General features: G+C 38.1%; 20 protein-coding genes. 12 read left to right on the top strand and 8 right to left on the bottom strand.

Features of this window, described 5'->3' with window-relative positions; translation table 11 throughout:
- Nucleotides 1-3: 3 nt before the first annotated feature.
- The 7 genes from HT719_RS08430 to ftsY all read left to right on the top strand — a co-directional run bounded on the left by HT719_RS08430 (nt 4) and on the right by ftsY (nt 8,060).
- Nucleotides 4-936 carry a hypothetical protein gene (locus HT719_RS08430; RefSeq protein ID WP_001144047.1) on the top strand — a complete coding sequence of 311 codons (933 nt, stop codon included), beginning with the start codon at nt 4-6 and terminating at the stop codon, nt 934-936.
- Nucleotides 923-2,149 carry an MFS transporter gene (locus tag HT719_RS08425; protein ID WP_172928884.1) on the top strand — a complete coding sequence of 409 codons (1,227 nt, stop codon included), beginning with the start codon at nt 923-925 and terminating at the stop codon, nt 2,147-2,149. The genes HT719_RS08430 and HT719_RS08425 overlap by 14 nt, the downstream gene beginning before the upstream one ends.
- Nucleotides 2,133-2,900 carry a site-specific DNA-methyltransferase gene (locus HT719_RS08420; RefSeq protein WP_000846118.1) on the top strand — a complete coding sequence of 256 codons (768 nt, stop codon included), beginning with the start codon at nt 2,133-2,135 and terminating at the stop codon, nt 2,898-2,900. Before HT719_RS08425 ends, HT719_RS08420 begins: the two co-directional genes overlap by 17 nt.
- A 21-nt stretch (nt 2,901-2,921) precedes the next feature.
- Nucleotides 2,922-4,088 carry a nucleotide sugar dehydrogenase gene (locus HT719_RS08415; RefSeq protein ID WP_000705670.1) on the top strand — a complete coding sequence of 389 codons (1,167 nt, stop codon included), beginning with the start codon at nt 2,922-2,924 and terminating at the stop codon, nt 4,086-4,088.
- Between the two features lie 1,069 nt (nt 4,089-5,157).
- Entirely contained in the window at nt 5,158-5,949 is a 792-nt protein-coding gene (locus HT719_RS08405) for an HAD family hydrolase (protein ID WP_055356804.1), read from the top strand.
- Nucleotides 5,949-6,767 (top strand): Cof-type HAD-IIB family hydrolase, encoded by an 819-nt coding sequence (locus HT719_RS08400; protein WP_172928882.1) that lies wholly within the window; start codon nt 5,949-5,951, stop codon nt 6,765-6,767. The genes HT719_RS08405 and HT719_RS08400 overlap by 1 nt, the downstream gene beginning before the upstream one ends.
- Nucleotides 6,768-6,770: 3 nt before the next feature.
- A complete protein-coding gene (gene ftsY / locus HT719_RS08395) occupies nt 6,771-8,060 on the top strand; it encodes a signal recognition particle-docking protein FtsY (RefSeq protein WP_172928880.1) in 1,290 nt (429 codons plus the stop codon).
- 45 nt (nt 8,061-8,105) lie between these two features.
- On the opposite strand, the gene zwf is transcribed toward ftsY, so the two are convergent.
- The 3 genes from zwf to HT719_RS08380 all read right to left on the bottom strand — a co-directional run bounded on the left by zwf (nt 8,106) and on the right by HT719_RS08380 (nt 12,649).
- Nucleotides 8,106-9,593, bottom strand: a complete 1,488-nt coding sequence (zwf, locus tag HT719_RS08390) for a glucose-6-phosphate dehydrogenase (RefSeq protein WP_172928878.1) — start codon at nt 9,591-9,593, stop codon at nt 8,106-8,108.
- Between the two features lie 150 nt (nt 9,594-9,743).
- A complete protein-coding gene (locus HT719_RS08385) occupies nt 9,744-10,484 on the bottom strand; it encodes an amino acid ABC transporter ATP-binding protein (protein WP_001096329.1) in 741 nt (246 codons plus the stop codon).
- Nucleotides 10,484-12,649 (bottom strand): ABC transporter substrate-binding protein/permease, encoded by a 2,166-nt coding sequence (locus HT719_RS08380; RefSeq protein WP_054392839.1) that lies wholly within the window; start codon nt 12,647-12,649, stop codon nt 10,484-10,486. Before HT719_RS08380 ends, HT719_RS08385 begins: the two co-directional genes overlap by 1 nt.
- Before the next feature lie 172 nt (nt 12,650-12,821).
- Between HT719_RS08380 and HT719_RS08375 the strand changes: the two genes are divergently transcribed.
- The 4 genes from HT719_RS08375 to HT719_RS08360 all read left to right on the top strand — a co-directional run bounded on the left by HT719_RS08375 (nt 12,822) and on the right by HT719_RS08360 (nt 16,877).
- Nucleotides 12,822-13,775 carry a type II CAAX endopeptidase family protein gene (locus tag HT719_RS08375; RefSeq protein WP_172928876.1) on the top strand — a complete coding sequence of 318 codons (954 nt, stop codon included), beginning with the start codon at nt 12,822-12,824 and terminating at the stop codon, nt 13,773-13,775.
- Between the two features lie 76 nt (nt 13,776-13,851).
- The gene (gene uvrB, locus HT719_RS08370) at nt 13,852-15,840 is read left to right on the top strand and encodes an excinuclease ABC subunit UvrB (protein ID WP_172928874.1); all 1,989 of its coding nucleotides are present in this window, start codon (nt 13,852-13,854) and stop codon (nt 15,838-15,840) included.
- A 12-nt stretch (nt 15,841-15,852) separates the two neighbouring features.
- Nucleotides 15,853-16,341: a GNAT family N-acetyltransferase gene (locus HT719_RS08365; RefSeq protein ID WP_172928872.1), complete on the top strand. Its 489-nt coding sequence runs from the start codon at nt 15,853-15,855 to the stop codon at nt 16,339-16,341.
- Nucleotides 16,342-16,409: 68 nt separating this feature from the next.
- Nucleotides 16,410-16,877, top strand: a complete 468-nt coding sequence (locus tag HT719_RS08360) for an 8-oxo-dGTP diphosphatase (RefSeq protein WP_172928870.1) — start codon at nt 16,410-16,412, stop codon at nt 16,875-16,877.
- Here HT719_RS08360 and HT719_RS08355 read toward each other — a convergent pair.
- From HT719_RS08355 to coaB, 5 genes are all read right to left on the bottom strand, one after another.
- Entirely contained in the window at nt 16,874-17,389 is a 516-nt protein-coding gene (locus tag HT719_RS08355; protein WP_050104668.1) for a transcription repressor NadR, read from the bottom strand. The genes HT719_RS08360 and HT719_RS08355 overlap by 4 nt on opposite strands.
- Nucleotides 17,390-17,400: 11 nt before the next feature.
- Nucleotides 17,401-17,928, bottom strand: coding sequence for an ECF transporter S component (locus tag HT719_RS08350; protein ID WP_172928868.1), 528 nt, complete (start codon nt 17,926-17,928; stop codon nt 17,401-17,403).
- Between the two features lie 179 nt (nt 17,929-18,107).
- Nucleotides 18,108-18,671, bottom strand: a complete 564-nt coding sequence (locus tag HT719_RS08345; RefSeq protein ID WP_000747412.1) for an ECF transporter S component — start codon at nt 18,669-18,671, stop codon at nt 18,108-18,110.
- Nucleotides 18,655-19,206, bottom strand: a complete 552-nt coding sequence (gene coaC / locus HT719_RS08340; protein WP_001284126.1) for a phosphopantothenoylcysteine decarboxylase — start codon at nt 19,204-19,206, stop codon at nt 18,655-18,657. The genes HT719_RS08345 and coaC overlap by 17 nt, the downstream gene beginning before the upstream one ends.
- Before the next feature lie 11 nt (nt 19,207-19,217).
- Complete coding sequence (gene coaB, locus HT719_RS08335) at nt 19,218-19,907, bottom strand: phosphopantothenate--cysteine ligase (RefSeq protein WP_172928867.1); 690 nt, start codon at nt 19,905-19,907, stop codon at nt 19,218-19,220.
- Between the two features lie 229 nt (nt 19,908-20,136).
- On the opposite strand from coaB, the gene HT719_RS08330 reads away from it, so the two are divergent.
- The gene (locus HT719_RS08330) at nt 20,137-21,807 is read left to right on the top strand and encodes a formate--tetrahydrofolate ligase (protein WP_172928865.1); all 1,671 of its coding nucleotides are present in this window, start codon (nt 20,137-20,139) and stop codon (nt 21,805-21,807) included.
- Nucleotides 21,808-21,923: the final 116 nt, after the last annotated feature.

The raw sequence follows: 21,923 nt of genomic DNA, 5'->3' as shown, positions 1-21,923 counted from the left end.
TACATGCCTGTGATTGAAGATATTGATTTTTCCAATTTACTAGTGAAAAAAATGTATAAAAAAGATTTAAATCAGATAATTTCATTAAATGACTTAAATTATGATGCTAGTTTTAGGGATAATTTAATAGTTTTTGATGAAACAAGTAATTTTTCTCCAAATAACAGTCTTGTTGTTGGGGGGGCTTGTATTGATCGCTGTGATGCAAAAATTGATAATCTGGCTATCAATTTTTACTTTGATATACTGATGCCTATTAATGAGGCCATCATGAAAAATTTAAATTGTGCAATATATGTGGATACACCTATTGAATCATGTAAAGATGATTGTGAAAAAGAAAGATGGCAACAATTTGTTAAACGCTTAGAAATATTTTTTGAACAGCTAGGAAAACGTGTAGGCATTGAAATAAAAATAATTCGAAGAGATTTATCTTATAAAATGATTGATAAGATATTAAAAAAACATAACTTTAGTGATGATGAATTAAAAGGTTTGTATGATTTAGTGCCTAGTGCAAAGAATATTGTATTTGGACCAGAACTATTACTTCATTTTCGTAGATCAATCATTTCGTATTTACCAGAATTCATTTCAGAATATTTTGAAGAAAATTTTGAAGAAATTATAGTTTGTGAAGAGTTAAGTCAGTGTAAAGCAATTGGCAAAGCCTGGAGAATCAGTAATAAAATATATCCCAAAATATATATAGATATGCCATCTCTTAGTTGTAGAAATCGCATGCATAGGAGTAATAATGGGAAAATAGGTATTTTTGAATCAGCATCTTTGAATAAAACTAGAAAATCTGATCCATTGTTTCATGAATTTATGAATAGAATAGAATTGGAAGCTATTTTTAAATCTTTTGATGTTGATAATTTTTGGTTAGTAAAAGATGAATTAGAAGGAATGTGGTATGAGAAGCAATAAAATTTCATCAGAGTTAAAATATTATCTATATATCATTTTTACAAATTTACGATTTACTAGAATAGTAAATATTATCTTTATTGTTCAGTTTTTGGGATTATCTTTAGTACAATTTGCATTTTTTCAATCTATTTTTCTATTTTCACAATTAGTTTCAGAGATTCCCTCCGGAATTTTAGGAGATAGGTTTAGTAAGAAGAAAATCGTTCTATTGGGACTAGTTCTGTTATCAATTACTCCATTATTAACTCTTTCATCAATCTTGCTAATGAAGGACTATATTTACTATGTTATACTAGGTGCATTTGTTTTAGAAGGAGTAGGAAATGCTTTTTTAAGTGGAGCTGATGATGCCTTGTTTTTTGAATCTCTAAGAAGTGAAGGCAAGGAGGAGAGTTATGGGAAAATACGAGGAAAGTTACAATTAATCAGCGCTCTGACTTTGGGGATTGCTACATTTATAGGAGGTGGTTTATATAGCATTACAAGATGTTTACCATATTTTATACAATCTTTTACACTTATAGGTTCAATGATAATCATCATATCTATTCCAGATAATCAGAAACACTCTATAGAAGATCTTAATCAAAATGGTGTTCCGAAATTTAAAGAATTATTTTCAGTTTTTCATAGGTTGCTAAAATCTACTAAAATTCTTTTCATGTTCGCTTTTACTACGGTTATTGTCTCAGCAATTAACGTAGTATTTGCTTTATTACCAGATTATTTTTCTAAAATAGGATTTTCTACATCTATTAATGGAGCTATGTTTATGATTTATAGTATCATTGGTGGCATAGTAGCAACTCAAGCTTATAAAATATCAAAAATAAGAGTTTCTAAATTAATTATGCTGCTATCATTGATACTAATGATTTCCATTATTTTTCAAATTTTGCCTTTCAATGCCACATTTATATTTAGTTTTCTACTGTTGTACATTATCATAGATATTCTTGATCCTATTATCATGGAGATGTTACATCTTTGGGTTGATGACAATTCAAGAGCAACAGTTATATCAGGACTATCCTTTTCAATTAGTCTTGTTACAATGTTGGTAAATCCGATAATTGGTGTAGGAATTCAAATATTTAATATGAGAATAACTATCTTATTGATTTCTTGTTTTATGATTGTAATGATATTAATCTCGTATATGTTAATAGAAAAAACTAAAAGGAGTAAAAAACATGAAAACAGAGAATAAGGCTTATTTAGGTGATTCCAGAGCTATGGAAGATGTAGAAAATGATTCTGTTGATTTAATAATCACTTCTCCACCATATTTTAATTTAGTTGATTATCAACACGATGATCAGATTGGGTTAACAGAAACATATAAAGGCTATATTCAAAGTCTAAATAGTGTTTGGGAAAGATGTAGTAAAATATTAAAAGAAACAGGAACAATTTGCATCAATATTTGCAGTTCTGTAGAAATTAGCAGAAAAAATCAAAATATGTATTACGATATCAAACATGAAATTGAAAAATTCTTTGCGGAGCATAATTTCTATATTGAAGGGACAATAATATGGAATTTGAATAATACTTCATATATCAAAAATCAAGTTGAAAAATATCCTTCAAGTTATTCGAATAATGAGTCTTTGATTCTAAATAACTATGAATACATATTGATTTTTAAGAAAAAGTCAGAATTTATAGTGTGGGATAGAAACATTGAGGGCACTAAATTTATTGACTGCATTTGGAATATACCTTGGGATTATTCTACAAGACCACCAGCTTTTCCAGAACAAATTGTCAATCAACTTATTGATATTTATTCTCTGGAAGGTGATGTTGTGTTGGATCCGTTTATGGGGCAAGCGACTACATCTTTGTGTGCTTTTAAGAAAAATAGAAAGTTCATTACCTATGAATTAAACCCAACCACTTATAAATTAGGTTTAAAAAAACTAAATCAAGTGGGTGCGCTGAATGTAAACAGATAAGAAAGTAGTAGAAGGTCTATTATGAAAATAACTACAGTTGGTATGGGGTACGTCGGTTTGACTTTATCTGTCCTGTTATCTCAGGAACATGACGTGGTTGGATTAGACATTAATTTACAGAAAGTCGAACAGCTTAATAATAAAATTTGTCCATTTATCGACTATGAGTTGGAGAGATATTTTTTAAATAAAGATTTGAAATTCGAAGCTTGTATTTATGATGAGAAGTACTTTGAAAAAGTTGATTGTATCATAATAGCAATACCAACAGACTTTGATGAAAATAAAGGAGTATTAGATACTGAGGGTATAGAATCAGTTATAGCTGATTGCCTAAGTATTAATCCTGTTGCATATATAGTTATAAAATCTACAGTGCCAATCGGATTTACGAATTATTTGAATACAAAATTTCACACAGATCGGATCATTTTTTCTCCAGAGTTTTTGCGTGAAGGAAAAGCATTATTAGATAACTTATTTCCATCTAGAATTATTTTGGGAGGGAGAGCTGAATATTGTCAAAGATTTGGAAGATTATTATCGGAGTTCTCGTTAAATGAAGTTGCCCCGATTCTACTGACAAATTCAGCTGAAGCTGAAGCAATTAAGTTATTTTCAAATTCATACCTTGCAATGAGAATTGCGTTCTTCAATGAAATTGATAGTTTTTCCATTATGAAAGGGTTAAATACTAAAAATATCATTGAAGGAATTTGTTCTGAAGAAAGAATCGGAGAATTTTACAATAATCCTAGTTTTGGTTATGGAGGATACTGTTTACCTAAAGATACAAAACATATGTTAAGTGAATGTGAAGGCCTTCCAACTGTTTTGTTAGATTCTATTGTATTAAGTAACCAAAAAAGATCAGAGTTTATAGCAACACAAATAACAAAAAATAATATATACAATGTAGGAATTTATCGTTTGCTAGCTAAAAAAGATTCTGATAATATTCGTGATTCGTCAACTGAAAATGTGATTAAACAATTAACGAAATATAATGTAAATATTATTATTTATGAACCGTTTTTGTCTTCAAAAGAGATTTTTGATGCTAAAGTTGTAACGAATCTGGAAGAATTTAAAAAAACATCGGATGTTATTATTTCAAATAGAATTTCAGATGAATTGTCTGATGTATTAGAAAAAGTTTATACAAGAGATATATTTAATAGGGATTAAATAATAATATTTTACTTTTGAGAAGTTGCGATAACATAATATTTGAGAAAATCAAAGTATATTACGATTTATAGCGAAATGAAATAAAAATTGAACAAATTTATTGGGGAAGTTAAACCAATTTCTAACAATGTTTTAGAAACAACGGTGTACTATTTCAATGTCAATATACTATGTTATAACATGTTTTTTATAAGATAAGTAACTATAGAAGAAAAGTTTCTATAACAACCTCTTCCTCATCCGAAAGAAACCTCTTATTGGGTCTTAAAAAGTGATAGCCAGCAGACCTATTATTAGACTTTTTTGTCAGGGAAAGATGAGCAACAAGGTATCACGCTTTACCATCATGATCAGCGACGGAGTGGTTTAGTAGTGCAGGAATCTCAGGGAGCTTATTCTGCTTATGCGATAGCAGTCCAAGGTTTAGGAGCAAAGCGATGCTAAGCTTGGTAAACTGCGAGATGCTCGTCCGCTTATCGTCAACTGGAAGAAGCTGCACTTGTTGGTTGTTGGGCACATGTGAGAAAGGAGTTTTTTGAAGCGACGCCCAAGCAAGTGGGGAAATCATCGTTAGGTGCTAAAGGCTTAGCTTATTGATGGGATACATTGTCGATTGATGAACGACTACAGAAACGTCAAGAAAAGCTCCAACCCTGAATGGAAGACTTCTTTGTTTGGTGCCGGATCCAGTCAGTTTTACAGGGTTCAGAACTAGGGAAGGCTATTGAATACAGGCTCAATTCTGAAGAAACCTTTAAGACAATTTTGAAAGACGAGCATCTCTTCCTTGTTATTGGACGATAAACAAGTGGAACTTACTCTGACTTGGAATTCCACTTGTTTTTTCGATTTTTATCAGATTAATTTCAACTTTTATTGGCGGTGGAAGTTAGTTTGGGAATTTAGAAAAAATCCAGTTATACTAAAGGGTTAAGTAATATTGGATAAAAATTAAGTGATAAAGTCGGGAGTTTATCAAGCGTCTAATCTCAAATGGATTAGGCGCTATTTGCTTTTTCTATGGTATAATAGAAGGTGGATTTATTAATTGGAGTATGAAGAATTTATGATTAAACTAGTAGCAACAGATATGGACGGAACCTTCCTAGATGAGAATGGACGCTTTGATATGGACCGCCTCAAGTCTCTCTTGGTTTCTTACAAGGAAAAAGGGATTTACTTTGCGGTGGCTTCGGGGCGCGGATTTTTATCTCTAGAAAAATTATTTGCTGATGTTCGTGATGACATTATTTTCATCGCGGAAAATGGCAGTTTGGTAGAGTATCGAGGTCAAGACTTGTATGAAGCGACCATGTCTCGTGAGTTTTATTTGACGACTTTTGAAAGGCTGAAAACGTCACCTTATGTAGATGTCAATAAACTGCTCTTGACGGGTAAAAAGGGCTCTTATGTTCTGGATACGGTTGATGAGACCTATTTGAAAGAGAGCCAGCACTATAATGAAAATATCCAAAAAGTAGCGAGTTTGGAAGCTATCACAGATGACATTTTCAAATTTACAACCAACTTCACAGAAGAAACGCTGGAAGCTGGTGAAGCTTGGGTCAATGAACATGTTCCTGGTGTTAAGGCCATGACAACTGGCTTTGAATCTATTGATATTGTTCTGGACTATGTCGATAAGGGAGTGGCTATTGTTGAATTAGCTAAAAAACTTGGTATCACAATGGATCAGGTTATGGCTTTTGGAGACAATCTAAATGACTTGCATATGATGCAGGTTGTGGGACATCCTGTAGCTCCTGAAAATGCACGACCAGAAATTTTAGAATTAGCAGAGACTGTGATTGGTCACCATAAGGACCAGTCGGTTATAGCTTATATGGAGGGCTTATAATGGCAGATATAAAATTGATTGCATTGGACTTGGATGGGACCTTGCTGACTACTGATAAAAGGCTGACGGATCGTACCAAGGCAACTTTGAAAGCTGCGCGTGATCGTGGTATCAAGGTCGTATTGACAACTGGTCGTCCCTTAAAAGCTATGGATTTCTTTCTCCATGAGTTAGGGACTGACGGTCAGGAAGATGAGTATACGATTACTTTTAATGGTGGTTTGGTTCAGAAAAATACAGGTGAAATCCTTGATAAAACAGTCTTTTCATATGATGATGTGGCACGTTTGTATGAAGAAACAGAGAAATTATCACTGCCTCTTGATGCCATCTCAGAAGGAACTGTTTATCAAATCCAATCGGACCAAGAAAGTCTTTATGCTAAATTCAATCCAGCTTTGACCTTTGTTCCATTGGACTTTGAAGACTTATCTAGTCAAATGACTTACAATAAGTGTGTGACTGCCTTTGCTCAAGAACCCTTGGATACAGCCATTCAGAAGATTTCTCCAGAATTGTTTGACCAATATGAAATCTTTAAATCACGTGAAATGTTGCTAGAGTGGTCACCAAAGAATGTTCATAAAGCAACAGGTTTGGCAAAACTAATCAACCATCTCGGAATCAACCAAAGCCAAGTTATGGCCTGTGGTGATGAAGCCAATGACCTTTCTATGATTGAATGGGCAGGGCTCGGTGTTGCTATGCAAAACGCTGTTCCTGAAGTCAAGGCTGTCGCAAATGTAGTGACGCCAATGACCAACGATGAGGAAGCTGTCGCCTGGGCTATCGAAGAATACGTGCTGAAGGAGAACTAAGATATGGGATTGTTTGACCGTCTATTCGGAAAAAAAGAAGAACCTAAAATCGAAGAAGTTGTAAAAGAAGCTCTGGAAAATCTTGATTTGTCTGAAGATGTTGAGTCTTCTCTTACAGAAGCTGAGGAAGTTTCTCAAGAAGAAGCAGAGGTTGAAAGTTCTGAAGAATCTTTGCTCGAAGAAGAGGATAATCAAGAGACAGTTGAAGAGAGTCAGAATTCAGAGCCAGTTGTAGAAGTTTCTCAAGAAGAAGTCGAAGAATTGCTAAACTCAGAAGAAGTCCCAGAGGAAGAGAATACTGAGCTCCTAGAAACTGTAGAAGAAAATAATTCTGAAGTTCTTGAAGCAGAAACGCCTCAAGCAGAAGAAACTGTTCAGGAAAAATATGACCGCAGTCTTAAGAAAACTCGTACAGGCTTCGGAGCTCGCTTGAACGCCTTCTTTGCTAATTTCCGCTCTGTTGACGAAGAATTTTTCGAGGAACTGGAAGAACTGCTGATCATGAGTGACGTTGGTGTACAGGTCGCTTCTAACTTAACAGATGAGTTACGCTACGAAGCCAAGCTTGAAAACGCCAAGAAACCTGATGCACTGCGCCGTGTCATCATTGAGAAATTGGTTGAGCTTTATGAAAAGGATGGTAGCTACGATGAAAGCATCCACTTCCAAGATGGCTTGACAGTCATGCTCTTTGTTGGTGTGAATGGTGTTGGGAAAACAACTTCTATCGGGAAACTAGCCCACCGCTACAAACAAGCAGGTAAGAAAGTCATGTTGGTTGCGGCAGATACATTCCGTGCAGGAGCGGTAGCCCAGCTAGCTGAATGGGGCCGTCGTGTGGACGTTCCAGTTGTGACTGGACCTGAAAAAGCTGACCCAGCCAGTGTGGTCTTTGATGGTATGGAACGTGCTGTAGCTGAAGGTATCGATATTCTCATGATTGATACCGCTGGTCGTTTGCAAAACAAGGACAACCTCATGGCTGAGTTGGAGAAGATTGGACGCATCATCAAACGTGTTGTGCCCGAAGCACCGCATGAAACCTTCTTAGCATTAGATGCTTCAACTGGTCAAAATGCCCTGGTACAGGCTAAAGAATTTTCAAAAATCACCCCTTTGACAGGAATTGTCTTGACTAAGATTGATGGAACTGCTCGAGGTGGTGTTGTTCTAGCCATCCGAGAAGAACTCAATATTCCTGTAAAATTGATTGGTTTTGGTGAAAAAATCGATGATATTGGAGAGTTTAACTCAGAAAACTTTATGAAAGGTCTCTTGGAAGGTTTAATCTAATCAGAAGCAAAAATCCTGCAAGCTACAAACTTGCAGGAAATTTTTTTATTCTAAACGACCATCTTGACGATAGGCAATATCTGGTTGCCAAGTCCATTTGGCATCGAATTTTTCAAGTAAGTCAAAGCTGGCTTGAGGTCCCATGCTTCCAGCTTTATAGTCATGAAGTGGGGCACCATTTTCAGCCCAGAGCTCTTCGATACGGTCAATCAATTTCCATGACGCACCAACTTCATCCCAGTGGCTAAAGTTAGTTGAGTTGTTATTTAAGACATCATAAATCAATTTCTCGTATGGCTCTGGAGAAGCACCAGTTGCGGTCGCATCTGTACGGTAATCCAGTGAGTTAGGAGCCAAGTTGAATTCTTCTCCTACTTGTTTCCCATTTAGGCTAAGAGAGAATCCTTCTGTTGGTTGGATATAGATGGTCAAAATGTTTGGAGCAAGTGGCTCACCAAAGATAGAGTCCATTTGTTTAAAGACGATGTTGACATGAGTTCCTTTTTCAGTCAGACGTTTACCAGTACGGAAGAAGAAAGGAACACCACGGAATCGATCGCTGTCTACAAAGAAAGCACCAGATGCAAAGGTTTCAGTTGTAGATTCTGGATTTACATTTGGCTCGCTACGATAAGAGATGTATTTCATGCCATCAATCTTACCAGAGCGGTATTGACCACGGATAAAGTGTTCTTTAAGTTCTTCATCAGTTGGATGATAGAGGTTTTTAAAAACCTTAATCTTTTCAGCACGAATCTCATCTTTTGTGAAGCTTGCTGGCTTGTCCATGGCAAGAAGGGAAAGGAGTTGTAGAGTGTGGTTTTGTACCATGTCACGGAGGGCACCAGATTCATCATAATAGCCACCACGTTCTTCTACGCCTAAGCGCTCCGCAAAGGTAATTTGAACATTGTCGATAAAGTCCTTGTTCCAAACGTTTTCAAAAATCAAGTTTGCAAAGCGAACTGCAAAGATACTTTGGATCATTTCCTTCCCAAGATAATGGTCAATACGGAAAATTTGTTCTTCGTCAAATGTTGCTAGGAGCTCGTCATTCAACTTGCTTGCAGTTGCGTAATCTGTACCAAATGGTTTTTCAACGATTAAGCGTTCAAAACCTTTACCATCTACGATATTTTCAGACTTGAGGTGTTTGGCAATAGTTCCAAAGAACTGAGGTGCCATAGATAAGAAGAAGAGCTTGTTGTGTTCAGCTTGGTACTTGTCATTTAGTTCAGCCTGCAATTGACGCAAAGCAATGTAGTGTTCTGTATCGTTGACATCATGACTTTGATAGTAGAAGTGGCTAGCGAACTCTTGAGCCTGTTCGGTACTATCTGCCAAATCAAGGATAGATTCGACTACAACAGATTCAAAATATTCCTTGCTCCAAGGACGACGGGCAGTTCCAATGACGGCAAAATGTTTGGAAAGATTGCCGGATTTATATAGTCTAAATAGGGAAGGGTAGAGCTTGCGTTTAGCCAGGTCTCCACTCGCACCGAAAATTGTAACAATAACCTTAGATGACATCTAGCTACCTAATTTCTATTTTTATTCCTAGTTTTGCTAGGTATGAGGAAACCTCATTTCATAAACTTAATTCTAACATAATTTTCCGAAAAATCAAAAATTTCAATACGAGATAGAAAAAAACTGCAAGGAAATCCTTACAGTTTGCATTTAAACGTTTAAGACCTTGTCCAAGAAATCTTTCAGACGTGGGTGTTGTGGGTTGTCAAAGATTTGATCAGGTGTCCCATCTTCAAGGAATTCACCGTCCGCAGTAAAGATAACTCGGTTGGCAACCTGACGAGCAAATCCCATCTCATGGGTTACGATAATCATGGTCATACCTTGCTCAGCCAATTCCTTCATAACGTTTAGTACGTCTCCGACCATCTCAGGGTCAAGGGCAGAAGTTGGTTCATCAAAGAGCATGATGTCTGGATTCATTGCTAGTCCACGAGCGATGGCCACACGTTGTTTTTGACCACCTGACAGGCTATCTGGACAGGCCTTAGCCTTATCTGCTAGCCCAACCTTTTCAAGCAACTCCATTCCCAATTTTTCAGCTTCTTCCTTAGTCATCAACTTGTGCTCAATAGGAGCAAAGGTGATGTTGTCCAATACAGACATGTGTGGGAAGAGATTGAAGTGTTGGAACACCATTCCGATATTTTCACGGACGTGGTCAACGTTGGTTGTTTTTTCAGTTAAGTCATAACCGTTCACAGTGATGTGACCGCTAGTAACTTCTTCCAAAAGATTTAGGCTACGAAGGAAAGTTGACTTACCAGAACCCGAAGGACCGATGATACAAACAACATCTCCTTCATAGAACTTGGTCGTAATTCCTTTTAAAACTTCATTTTTTCCGTAGCTTTTGTGTAAATCATTTACATCAATTTTTAATTTTGCCATTAACGAATCCTCTTTTCTAAGCGTTTCGCTAGTTTAGTCAAAAGCGTGATAATTACAAGATAGAAGATAGCAAGGATTGCATACATCTTGAAACTTTGGTAGTTACGGGCAATGATAATCTTACCAGTTTGGAAGAGTTCAACCAAACCGATAGCAGATACGATGGTTGTATCTTTAAGAGCGATAACGAATTGGTTGACAAAGTTTGGCAACATCAATTTAGTTGCTTGTGGCAAGATAATCTTACGCATGGTTTTTCCATAAGAGATACCCAAGCTTCGGCTGGCTTCCATTTGGCCAACTGGAACGGCCTGAATACCACCACGAACGATTTCAGCGATATAAGCAGCCGCATTGAGGGATAGGGCAATAGTACCAGCTACAAAGTCGTTAATTGGACTTTGTTGGCCTGTGATAGACTCGATGAAGTTTGGAATACCCCAGAAGATGAAGGCTGCAAGAATCATCAATGGAATACCACGGATAACGTCAACGAAAATCTCAGAAATCACACGAAGAGATTTGTAGGGGCTAACGCTAAACATACCGAAGATAATCCCGATAACAATGGCAATAGCAAATGAGATAAGAGCTAGAGCAAGAGTGATACCAAGCCCGCTAAGGAGTTGTTTGTAGTTGTTTTGAAGCAAGCCCCAGATAGTTGTCTCATCAACAGTGCTTGTTGAAGCAGTTGAAGATTCGCTAGCTAGGTATTTATCAAGAATCTTTTGGAATTCTCCGTTTGCTTTAAGGTTTGCAAGTCCGTTGTTGAACATCTCAATCAATTCTGGATTTGCTCCTTTTTTAACAGCAAAGGCTGTTTCACCGATTGGAGTTCCAGCGATTGGTGTTTTCAATTTTTGACCTTGGCTGATAGAATATTTGAGAACAGGCTCATCATCCATAACGGCATCGATTGCCCCAGTATTTAAACTGTCATACATTGAAGAACCATCAGCGAAGGTTTTGATTTTGTAGCCGTATTTGCTTTGATTTTCTGTTAGGAAGGTTTGAGAAGCAGTTCCGTTTTTAACACCAACTGTCTTTCCTTTCAAATCCTCATAAGAAGCAATGGTGCTTGATTCTTTGACACCAAGGATAGTATTGGCAGTGTAGTAGGATTCTGAGAAATCAAAAGTCGCCTTACGAGCATCTGTGACAGACATACCAGCAATGATACCATCTGCTTGACCAGCTTGAACAGCACTGATAGCGGCATCAAAACCAGGGTTGGTGATTTCAATTTCAAAACCTTGGTCTTTAGCGATGGCCTTAATTAATTCCATATCAATACCAGTGTATTGGTTGCTTGAATTTTGGAAAACAAAAGGTGCAAAAGAAGAATCGCTGGCAATGATGTATTTAGCTTTAACAGGAATGGCTTTGAAGCCTGCAAGAGTAGTTGTAGTTGGCACTGCTGAAGATGATGAAGCAGTCCATTTCTTGATGATTTTATCAAGACTACCATCTTTTTTCATTTCAGCTAAGGCTTGGTTAAATTCAGTAACCAGGTGTTCGTATTTGCTTCCTTTTTTAACACCGAAAGCAAAACTTCCTACAGCTTCCCCATCCATTTCAATATGGAGGTTTTGCCCTTGGTTAATGGCATACTCGATAACAGGTTTGTCATCCATCATGGCATCGATGGCACCAGCAGTCAAGCTGTTGTTCATCAAATCACCAGTGTCAAATGTTTTAATAGTAAAACCGTATTTATCCTTGATACTTTCAAGGAAACGTTGAGCGGCTGTTCCGTTTTTAACACCAACAGTTTTTCCTTTTAATTGGTCATATTTACTAATCTTGTGTGACTTAGTAGTTGCAATGACAACTTTTGTATCATAGTAAGTATCAGACATGGTGAAAACTTTTTCACGTTCTTTCGTCTTTGTCATCCCTGCCATGATAGCATCAGCTTGACCAGCTTGAACCGCATTGACCGCTGCGTCAAATCCAGGATAGGACATCTGAATGTTCCATCCTTTAATCTCTGCGACTTTGTTAATAATGTCAACATCAATTCCTTTATAAGTTTGATCTGAATCTTTAAACTCAAAAGGTGCATAGGCGGTATCAGAAACAATCTTAATCGTTTCAGCTTTTGCAATACCTAATGAGAAAATTGGGAATAAAATTAGCAAAAATGCTAGAAATTTTTTCTTCATTTTTAGTCTCCTTTTCCGAATATTTTCCCATTATATCAGAAAAAGTAAAAAAAGGCAAATTTTTATATTTCTGTGTTAGAAAATATAACATCCATAATTCTTGTTTTGTCTTGAATCACACAACAGAAGTGCTATAATAAAGGTATATCATATAGTAAAAGAGGATAAAGTTATGAAAGACAAAAGAATCTTAAAAGACTTTGAAACTTCTAAAATGAGTTTAAACATTTACACAAGCCCCTTGTTAGCTTTATTTTTCGTCTATATATCTGAGTTCATATCTTCTCTATTTTTTGGCCTTAGTTTTTTAGCATTGATCGGGCTATTTAGCAATCTTGGTATGGGTGGTCAAAGAATTGCAGATTTCCTTCAAATGTTATTTCAGAATTTATCTGATAAATCAAGTGACATCCATTTGATATTTGAATTACTGTCCTTTGGTTTTATCATCTTAACTGTGTTTAGATGGACTAGAAAAGTAGAGAAAAGACCGATTCGAACCTTGGGATTCTATAAAGAAAATTTTTTAAGTGCCTTATTTAAAGGATACGGTCTTGGTCTATCCCTCTTTATACTTGCTTTGGCTGGACTAGTAGTGTTGGGGCAGTATCAATTTGATTCCATTCACTTGGATACTTATTCGCTAGCTTTTACTTTATTTACAATACCTTTTTGGATTTTACAGGGAACGGCAGAAGAATTGGTTACTCGTGCTTGGTTGATTCCACAATTGGCTAAGAGAACCAATCTTAAAGTCGCTATTATCATATCTAGTAGTCTCTTTACCTTACTTCATTTAGGAAATTCAGGCATAACCTTCTTATCTGCAATTGATCTCTTTTTATTTGGGGTTGCCATGTCTCTATATCTTCTTAAAACAGATACTATATGGGGTATAGGTGGTATTCATGGAGCCTGGAATTTCGCACAGGGAAACCTCTTTGGAGTATTAGTTAGTGGTCAGTCTTCAGGAACATCAATCATGAAATTTACTCCACAAGGCAATCAAGACTGGCTATCTGGTGGGTCTTTTGGTATTGAGGGTTCCATCGTGTCCAGTATTATTTTGTTTCTGCTGATTCTTTATCTCGCTTATCAATTAAAGAAAGAAAATGAAAGGATGTGACTTCGGTCCGTCCTTTTCTTCGTGAAAATGCTACAAGTATGCTAAAATAGGAATAGCACATGGAGAGAGGATTCTTATGATTAACCGCATTACAGATAATCAATTTAAACTAGTATCAAAATATCAACCATCAGGAGATCAACCACAAGCTATCGAACAGTTGGTTGATAACATTGAGGGTGGAGAAAAAGCTCAGATTCTGATGGGGGCGACCGGAACAGGGAAGACCTATACCATGAGTCAGGTCATTTCCAAAGTCAATAAACCAACTCTGGTTATTGCCCACAATAAAACGCTAGCAGGCCAGCTCTATGGGGAGTTTAAGGAATTTTTCCCTGAAAATGCAGTTGAGTACTTTGTGTCTTACTATGATTATTACCAACCTGAGGCCTATGTCCCTTCTAGTGATACCTACATTGAGAAGGATAGTTCTGTCAATGACGAGATTGACAAGCTCCGCCACTCAGCGACTTCAGCCCTTTTGGAGCGTAATGATGTTATTGTCGTGGCCTCGGTCTCTTGTATCTATGGTCTGGGTTCGCCCAAGGAATACGCAGATAGTGTCGTTAGTCTCCGTCCAGGTCTTGAAATTTCTCGTGATAAACTCTTGAATGATTTGGTTGATATCCAGTTTGAACGTAATGATATTGATTTCCAACGGGGAAGATTTCGTGTGCGTGGGGATGTGGTGGAGATTTTCCCAGCATCTCGTGATGAACACGCTTTTCGAGTAGAATTTTTTGGAGACGAAATTGACCGTATTCGTGAGGTTGAGGCCCTGACTGGTCAGGTATTGGGAGAAGTGGATCATTTGGCGATTTTCCCTGCGACTCACTTTGTGACCAATGACGATCATATGGAGGATGCTATTGCCAAGATTCAAGCAGAATTAGAAGAGCAACTAGCTGTCTTTGAAAAGCAAGGCAAACTGCTTGAAGCCCAGCGCTTGAAACAGCGGACAGAGTACGATATTGAAATGCTGCGCGAGATGGGCTATACAAATGGGGTTGAAAACTATTCACGCCACATGGATGGACGGAGTGAGGGTGAGCCTCCTTATACGCTTCTCGACTTCTTCCCAGATGATTTTTTGATTATGATTGACGAGAGTCATATGACTATGGGACAAATAAAAGGCATGTACAATGGAGACCGTTCGCGTAAGGAAATGCTAGTAAATTATGGTTTCCGTTTACCGTCTGCCTTGGACAATCGTCCTCTCCGTCGTGAGGAGTTTGAAAGCCATGTGCATCAGATTGTTTACGTATCAGCGACACCTGGTGACTATGAAAATGAACAGACTGAGACGGTGATTGAGCAAATCATTCGACCGACAGGGCTTTTGGATCCTGAGGTGGAAGTCCGTCCGACTATGGGACAGATTGATGATCTCTTAGGTGAAATCAATGCCCGTGTTGAAAAGAACGAACGAACCTTTATCACAACCTTGACTAAGAAAATGGCAGAGGATTTAACCGACTACTTTAAAGAAATGGGCATTAAGGTCAAGTACATGCACTCGGATATCAAGACTTTAGAGCGGACAGAGATTATCCGTGACCTGCGCTTGGGTGTCTTTGATGTCTTGGTCGGAATCAACTTGCTCCGTGAAGGGATTGATGTTCCTGAAGTGAGCCTCGTAGCTATTCTCGATGCTGACAAAGAAGGTTTCCTTCGCAACGAACGTGGACTCATCCAGACCATTGGACGTGCCGCCCGTAACAGTGAAGGTCATGTCATCATGTATGCTGACACCGTTACCCAGTCTATGCAACGTGCTATCGATGAAACTGCCCGCCGTCGGAAAATCCAGATGGCCTATAATGAAGAACATGGTATCGTTCCACAAACCATCAAGAAAGAAATTCGTGACCTGATTGCCGTGACCAAGGTAGTTGCTAAGGAAGAGGACAAGGAAATCGATATCAATAGCCTAAACAAACAAGAGCGCAAAGAACTTGTTAAGAAACTCGAAAAACAAATGCAAGAAGCAGTTGAAGTGCTTGACTTTGAACTAGCAGCTCAGATACGTGATATGATACTGGAAGTCAAGGCGTTGGATTAGGAAAGAAAGGAAATGACGGTTATTATCAAATCAATGGAAACTCCTGAAGAGATAGAAGGTAAATCCCTTGTTCACTGGCAAACGTGGAGAGAAGCTTATGACGACCTTTTGCCTGCAGAATTTCAGGAGACGATGACATTAGAAAGGTGTCGCTTCTTTAGTCAAAAATATCCAGAAAATACATTGATTGCGATGGATGGTATGAAGGTAGTTGGTTTTATCAGTTATGGCAATTTTCGTGATGAGACTATTCAAGCTGGTGAAATTATTGCTTTATATGTTTTAAAAGACTATTATGGAAAAGGTATCGCACAAAAGTTAGTGAAAGCAGCTTTGACTGCTCTTAATCATTTTTCTGAAATATTCTTATGGGTATTGAAAGATAATAAGCGAGCTATTGCTTTCTATCAAAAAATGGGTTTTACTTTTGATGGCCAAGAAAAAATACTTGAACTTGGAAAGCCTATAAAGGAAAAACGGATGGTATTCTATTCTAAATAATTCTCAAAAGTAAAAGCTAATATGGTACCAAGTCTGAAAATTTAATAAATTAGAAAGCGAGTAAATTTATGTCCCGTTCCCAATTAACGATTTTAACAAACATTTGTCTGATTGAAGACCTAGAAAACCAGCGCGTGGTGATGCAGTACCGCGCTCCTGAAAACAATCGCTGGTCTGGTTATGCCTTTCCAGGAGGTCATGTAGAAAATGGCGAGTCTTTTGCAGAGTCAGTCATTCGTGAAATCTATGAAGAAACAGGATTGACTATCCAAAATCCTCAACTTGTCGGTATTAAAAATTGGCCACTAGATACAGGTGGGCGCTATATTGTCGTTTGTTATAAGGCGACTGAGTTCTTTGGTACCCTTCGCTCTTCAGAAGAGGGAGAAGTTTCTTGGATTCAAAAAGACCAGATTCCAAACTTGGATCTGGCCTATGATATGTTACCCTTGATGGAGATGATGGAAGCTCCTGACAAGTCAGAGTTTTTCTACGGCCACCGTACTGAAGATGGCTGGGACAAGAAAATTTTCTAGTCTTTTACTAAATAACCGAGCTGATCCAAGGCCTCCTCGATATAGTGGAGGTCTTGTTGTGTTTCGGCTTCGACTAGGTGGTAATGGATGCCATCTGTCAATTCAGACAGAGGTCTAAAGTCAGAATGCTCGACTTGTTCTAGAAAATGTTGCACGTCTCGGCGACAAGACAGTTTCAGCAAGGTTTCAATTTCTCCATAAACAGGATGGTCAATCAAGGTATTTTGAACCCGTCCACCATTATCTACGATAGCAAGGAGTTCTTGACCGATTTCTTCAACTTCATGTTTAACTTTGAAAAGTTTGTGGACATAAGGATTGGTATCAATTTGCTTATAAATGTAGCCACGATTAGTTGATAGGATAGGAGCACCATCGGCTCTCAAAATTGCAATGTCCTGTACAATGACCTGACGTGTGACATGAAAATGTTCAGCCAAACTTTGGCCGTTGAGGGCTTTAGGAGCTTCTTTCAAGAGTTGGAGCAGGGCTTGTTTGCGATCTTTTGTCATAGTTCTTCCTTTTAACGGTGTTTTCGAAGCACTTTATAGACAGCTAGTGCTAATGTATAGTCTACCATACTATGGATAATTGTGCCAAATCCAACTAGCACAAAGAGAACATAGAACATATTTTCTACATTGGTACCCGAAGTTGCGTAAAAAAGGACACAGGCTAATACTTCAGCAAGGGCATGGACAAGCGCTAACACAAAGTTGAAAATCCAGGAAGCTTTTGGTTTATCTAGGGTATCGGGGAATTTTTGTAGGTAAAGAGCCCCCAAAGTCCCAAAAAAGATATGGGAAAAAGCTCGAAAAACGATAACCATGGGATAGCCAGCCATCAAAAATCCAAAACTAGAGGCTAGGATGACAAAAACTGCCATCAAGGGCGACAAGAACATAGCGATAAAAATAGCGATGTGGCTTCCCAAAGTGTAAGAAGCAGGTGGAATGACAATCTTAAAAGGCATAACAATTGGAATCAAAATCGCAATAGCCGTTAAAAGGGCAGTCATGGTCATAAATTGTGTCTTTTTCCGTGTGTTCATAAGAATCTCCTTTTTAACTGTATATACACTAGTATAGTACAATAAAAAAGACAATAAAGCAAGGATTTACTTAGGTTTATAGGTCGTTTTTTTAGTTAAAAGTTAGTAAAGATTTCACTGAAAAGAAACTGTATAGAGCAAAATCTCCACCTTCAAGCTTGAAAGTGGAGATGTTTTTATTATTTCTTCAAAGTCTGTAGTCTTGGAACAATGGCTAGGGTTAGAACTGCGGAAATAACTAATTCGGCAATGGAGTTTGTTGAGATAACGGTTGCTAGGAGTTTTTGGATATTACCATCAAAAACATTTCCAAAAAGATAGAAAATTCCACCAAGTACAAAGACTGTGTTGGTAAGTGAACCAAGGGCACCAGCTAGAATCAGACCAGTTTTATTTTTCATCAGTTTATAAACTAGATACGGAGTTAAACCAATCAAAATACGTGGAACGATGGCAATGATAGCTGAGTAGATGTTTCCGTTTGGTACAAATGGGGAGAAGAGGTAGCTTGTCGGTAGAATTGTAATCGTGTTAACCGTTAAGCTAAGCAGCCCCATCAAAAATCCAAGTGTAACCCCAACTCGTGGACCGTAGATAATGCTGGCAATAATGACAGGAATATGAACAATGGTCGGTTTGATTGGAAATGGAAAAAGGTTAAAGATAAGTGAGCTCAGAAAGTGTATCACAAGCATGGTTGCAAAGAAGATAGCAATGGGTGCAATATTAGAGCGTTTTTTCATCGAGAGTTTCCTTTATTCTTTCTAAAATAATTGTGAGGTCGGCTAAAGCTCCTCGTCCATGGTCGCCACAAGCTAGTAGGGATTCCTTAGGAGCAATCAGCTGATAGCCGTAGGCTTCTAATGTTTTCAGATTAGCCTGAGTTGCTGGATGGTCATACATTTTTGTATTCATAGCTGGTGCGATGAGTTTGGGAATATGACTGGGCAGGGCTAGAGCTGTACAGGTTACCATGTTATCCGCAAAGCCGTGGGCTAGTTTTGCAATAGTGTTAGCAGTTGCAGGGGCCACGATAAATAAATCCGCCTTTTTTCCAAGTTCGATATGATTTACTTGGTCAGGATAAGGTTCCTTCATGACATCCAAGTGGACAGGATTCTGTGAGAGTACCTGTAGTGTCAAAGGTTGGATAAACTCTGTAGCAGCCTGAGTCATTAAAACAGTGACTTGATGACCTTGTTTTTTTAGAGAACTGACTAAATCTGCCGACTTGTAAGAGGCGATTGAGCCCGTTACAGCCAAGAGAATGTTTGCCATAGCTTTCCTTTCTATGAATGATAGGTTTGAATTTTTTCAAGGAGGAGTTCTGCAATTTCTTCTTTAGTATGGACTGTTTGAAGCTGATCTTTTTCAACAAAGATTGCACGATGCTGGTTCGCTGAGATTTGAGTCAGGTCATTTGCGATAATCAAGTCTGCTTGGTTCTTGATAAGACTTTTTCTAGCAATGTCAACCAGATAATCTTCGGTAACATCAACCAGCAGTTTAAAGCCAATCAGATGAATAGCAGGATTCCATTCCTTGACTAGGGATATGATTTTGGGTGTCTTTTTAAGGAACAAAACCTGAACCTCATCAGTTGAAGAAATCTTGGCCTGATGATTCTGCTTGCTTAAAAATTCTTTTAGATTGGAGCTAGCCTGAACTTCCTCAAGCCCTGTCATATAAACAGGAGTGTAATCGGACACAGCCATTGAGTGAATCAAGACCTGATAGTCCTTGACACGTTCTTGCATTTCTAGTAGAAGGTCCTTGGTATTGGTAATTTCTCGAATGCTTAGGTTGGGATGGGCTTTTGGCTTCAAAGCTCGTTTTGTTGTTATCAAACAAACTTCATGCCCTGCAGCAAGCAAGGTTTCTGTGATGATTTTGCCCAAGCGTCCTGTGGAATGGTTAGTGATAGAGCGGACGCTATCGATAGCTTCACTGGTACCGCCCGATGTAACTAAAATTTTCATAGCACTATTGTACACAAAAATAAACGGTAAGTAAAATGAAAGTGATAAATTTTTGGTAGAAACGAATATTTACTATAGTTTCAAACTATAAAGCCATATAAAATTTAAGAAAGGGCTCTAAAAATCTTAAAAAAATGGATATTTACGAACGTTTAGAGAGTTTGAGGATGTTAAAAATCTTGTTTTGTGATATAATGAATTATCATATAAGAGGTTAGAGGAGTTTTGAATGAAAACAGATATTGAAATCGCACAGAGTATTGAGTTGAAGCCAATCGTTGATGTTGTAGAGAAACTTGGTATTTCTTACGATGATTTGGAGTTGTATGGAAAGTACAAGGCTAAGCTTAGCTTTGATAAAATTCGTGCAGTTGAGAGCAATCCAGTTGGGAAATTGATTTTGGTTACTGCCATCAATCCAACACCTGCAGGTGAAGGAAAATCAACTATTACCATTGGTCTTGCGGATGCCTTGAACAAGATTGGCAAGAAAACCATGATTGCTATCCGCGAACCGTCTCTTGGTCCAGTCATGGGGATCAAGGGGGGTGCTGCTGGCGGTGGTTATGCTCAAGTTCTACCAATGGAAGACATCAACCTTCACTTTACTGGAGACATGCATGCCATTACGACTGCCAACAATGCTCTTTCTGCCTTGATTGACAACCACTTACATCAAGGGAATGAGTTGGGAATTGACCAACGTCGTATCCTCTGGAAACGCGTTGTGGACTTGAATGATCGCGCCCTTCGTCATGTAACTGTTGGACTTGGTGGCCCTCTAAACGGTATTCCACGTGAGGATGGATTTGACATTACAGTTGCTTCCGAAATCATGGCAATTCTTTGCTTGGCAACGGACATCGAGGACTTGAAACGTCGTTTGTCCAATATTGTTATCGGTTATCGTTACGACCGTACACCAGTTTCTGTTGGCGATTTGAAGGTTGAGGGTGCCTTGGCTTTGATTTTGAAGGATGCGATTAAGCCGAACTTGGTTCAGACAATTTACGGAACACCTGCCTTTGTACACGGTGGTCCATTTGCCAATATCGCTCACGGATGTAACTCTGTCTTGGCAACTACAACAGCCCTTCACTTGGCTGATTACACAGTTACTGAAGCTGGTTTTGGTGCAGACCTTGGTGCCGAGAAATTCCTTGATATTAAGACACCAAACTTGCCAACATCTCCAGATGCAGTTGTCATTGTCGCAACCCTTCGTGCCCTTAAGATGAATGGTGGTGTGGCTAAAGATGCTCTTACAGAGGAAAATGTTGAGGCAGTTCGTGCCGGTTTTGCCAACTTGAAACGCCATGTTGAGAACATCCGTAAGTTCGGTATTCCAGCAGTTGTAGCAATCAATGAATTTGTCTCTGATACAGAAGCTGAAATTGCAGCCTTGAAAGAACTTTGTGCCTCAATAGATGTACCAGTTGAGTTGGCAAGTGTCTGGGCTGATGGTGCAGAAGGTGGAGTAGCGCTTGCTGAATCGGTTGTTAAGACTATCGCTGAAAACCCATCTAACTATAAACGTTTGTATGACAACGACCTTTCTGTTCAAGAAAAGATTGAAAAGATTGTTACTGAAATCTACCGTGGTAGCAAAGTAAATTTTGAGAAGAAAGCCCAAACACAAATCGCTCAAATCGTTCAAAACGGATGGGACAAATTGCCAATCTGTATGGCTAAAACTCAGTATAGTTTCTCTGACAATCCAAATGCCCTTGGAGTACCAGAAAACTTTGAAATTACCATTCGTGAATTGGTACCAAAATTAGGTGCAGGCTTCATCGTTGCTCTAACTGGCGATGTGATGACCATGCCAGGTCTTCCAAAACGTCCAGCAGCTCTCAACATGGATGTTGAAAGCGATGGAACTGTACTAGGCTTGTTCTAGTGGATTGAAATTGACTTTGAGAGACTGGGTAAAAACTCAATTTCAGGAGAAAATGAAGTAAATTTTCCCATAATAGAGCGCATAATATCAAGGTTTTTCAACACCGGATATTATGC

Source organism: Streptococcus sp. k-378 (assembly GCF_013277505.1).
GTDB classification, from domain to species: domain Bacteria; phylum Bacillota; class Bacilli; order Lactobacillales; family Streptococcaceae; genus Streptococcus; species Streptococcus pseudopneumoniae.
This window is presented reverse-complemented; position numbering and strand designations above follow the sequence as displayed.

Excerpts from the sequence above, each read along its gene's own strand:
- HT719_RS08415 (WP_000705670.1), top strand. The coding sequence starts at position 2,922 with ATGAAAATAACTACAGTTGGTATGGGGTACGTCGGTTTGACTTTATCT.
- coaB (WP_172928867.1), bottom strand. The coding sequence starts at position 19,907 with ATGAAAATTTTAGTTACATCGGGCGGTACCAGTGAAGCTATCGATAGC.
- HT719_RS08405 (WP_055356804.1), top strand. The coding sequence starts at position 5,158 with ATGATTAAACTAGTAGCAACAGATATGGACGGAACCTTCCTAGATGAG.
- HT719_RS08350 (WP_172928868.1), bottom strand. The coding sequence starts at position 17,928 with ATGAACACACGGAAAAAGACACAATTTATGACCATGACTGCCCTTTTA.
- uvrB (WP_172928874.1), top strand. The coding sequence starts at position 13,852 with ATGATTAACCGCATTACAGATAATCAATTTAAACTAGTATCAAAATAT.
- HT719_RS08365 (WP_172928872.1), top strand. The coding sequence starts at position 15,853 with ATGACGGTTATTATCAAATCAATGGAAACTCCTGAAGAGATAGAAGGT.
- coaC (WP_001284126.1), bottom strand. The coding sequence starts at position 19,206 with ATGGCAAACATTCTCTTGGCTGTAACGGGCTCAATCGCCTCTTACAAG.
- HT719_RS08380 (WP_054392839.1), bottom strand. The coding sequence starts at position 12,649 with ATGAAGAAAAAATTTCTAGCATTTTTGCTAATTTTATTCCCAATTTTC.
- HT719_RS08355 (WP_050104668.1), bottom strand. The coding sequence starts at position 17,389 with ATGACAAAAGATCGCAAACAAGCCCTGCTCCAACTCTTGAAAGAAGCT.
- HT719_RS08345 (WP_000747412.1), bottom strand. The coding sequence starts at position 18,671 with ATGAAAAAACGCTCTAATATTGCACCCATTGCTATCTTCTTTGCAACC.
- zwf (WP_172928878.1), bottom strand. The coding sequence starts at position 9,593 with ATGTCATCTAAGGTTATTGTTACAATTTTCGGTGCGAGTGGAGACCTG.
- HT719_RS08360 (WP_172928870.1), top strand. The coding sequence starts at position 16,410 with ATGTCCCGTTCCCAATTAACGATTTTAACAAACATTTGTCTGATTGAA.
- ftsY (WP_172928880.1), top strand. The coding sequence starts at position 6,771 with ATGGGATTGTTTGACCGTCTATTCGGAAAAAAAGAAGAACCTAAAATC.
- HT719_RS08420 (WP_000846118.1), top strand. The coding sequence starts at position 2,133 with ATGAAAACAGAGAATAAGGCTTATTTAGGTGATTCCAGAGCTATGGAA.
- HT719_RS08375 (WP_172928876.1), top strand. The coding sequence starts at position 12,822 with ATGAAAGACAAAAGAATCTTAAAAGACTTTGAAACTTCTAAAATGAGT.
- HT719_RS08425 (WP_172928884.1), top strand. The coding sequence starts at position 923 with ATGAGAAGCAATAAAATTTCATCAGAGTTAAAATATTATCTATATATC.
- HT719_RS08330 (WP_172928865.1), top strand. The coding sequence starts at position 20,137 with ATGAAAACAGATATTGAAATCGCACAGAGTATTGAGTTGAAGCCAATC.
- HT719_RS08430 (WP_001144047.1), top strand. The coding sequence starts at position 4 with ATGCCTGTGATTGAAGATATTGATTTTTCCAATTTACTAGTGAAAAAA.
- HT719_RS08385 (WP_001096329.1), bottom strand. The coding sequence starts at position 10,484 with ATGGCAAAATTAAAAATTGATGTAAATGATTTACACAAAAGCTACGGA.
- HT719_RS08400 (WP_172928882.1), top strand. The coding sequence starts at position 5,949 with ATGGCAGATATAAAATTGATTGCATTGGACTTGGATGGGACCTTGCTG.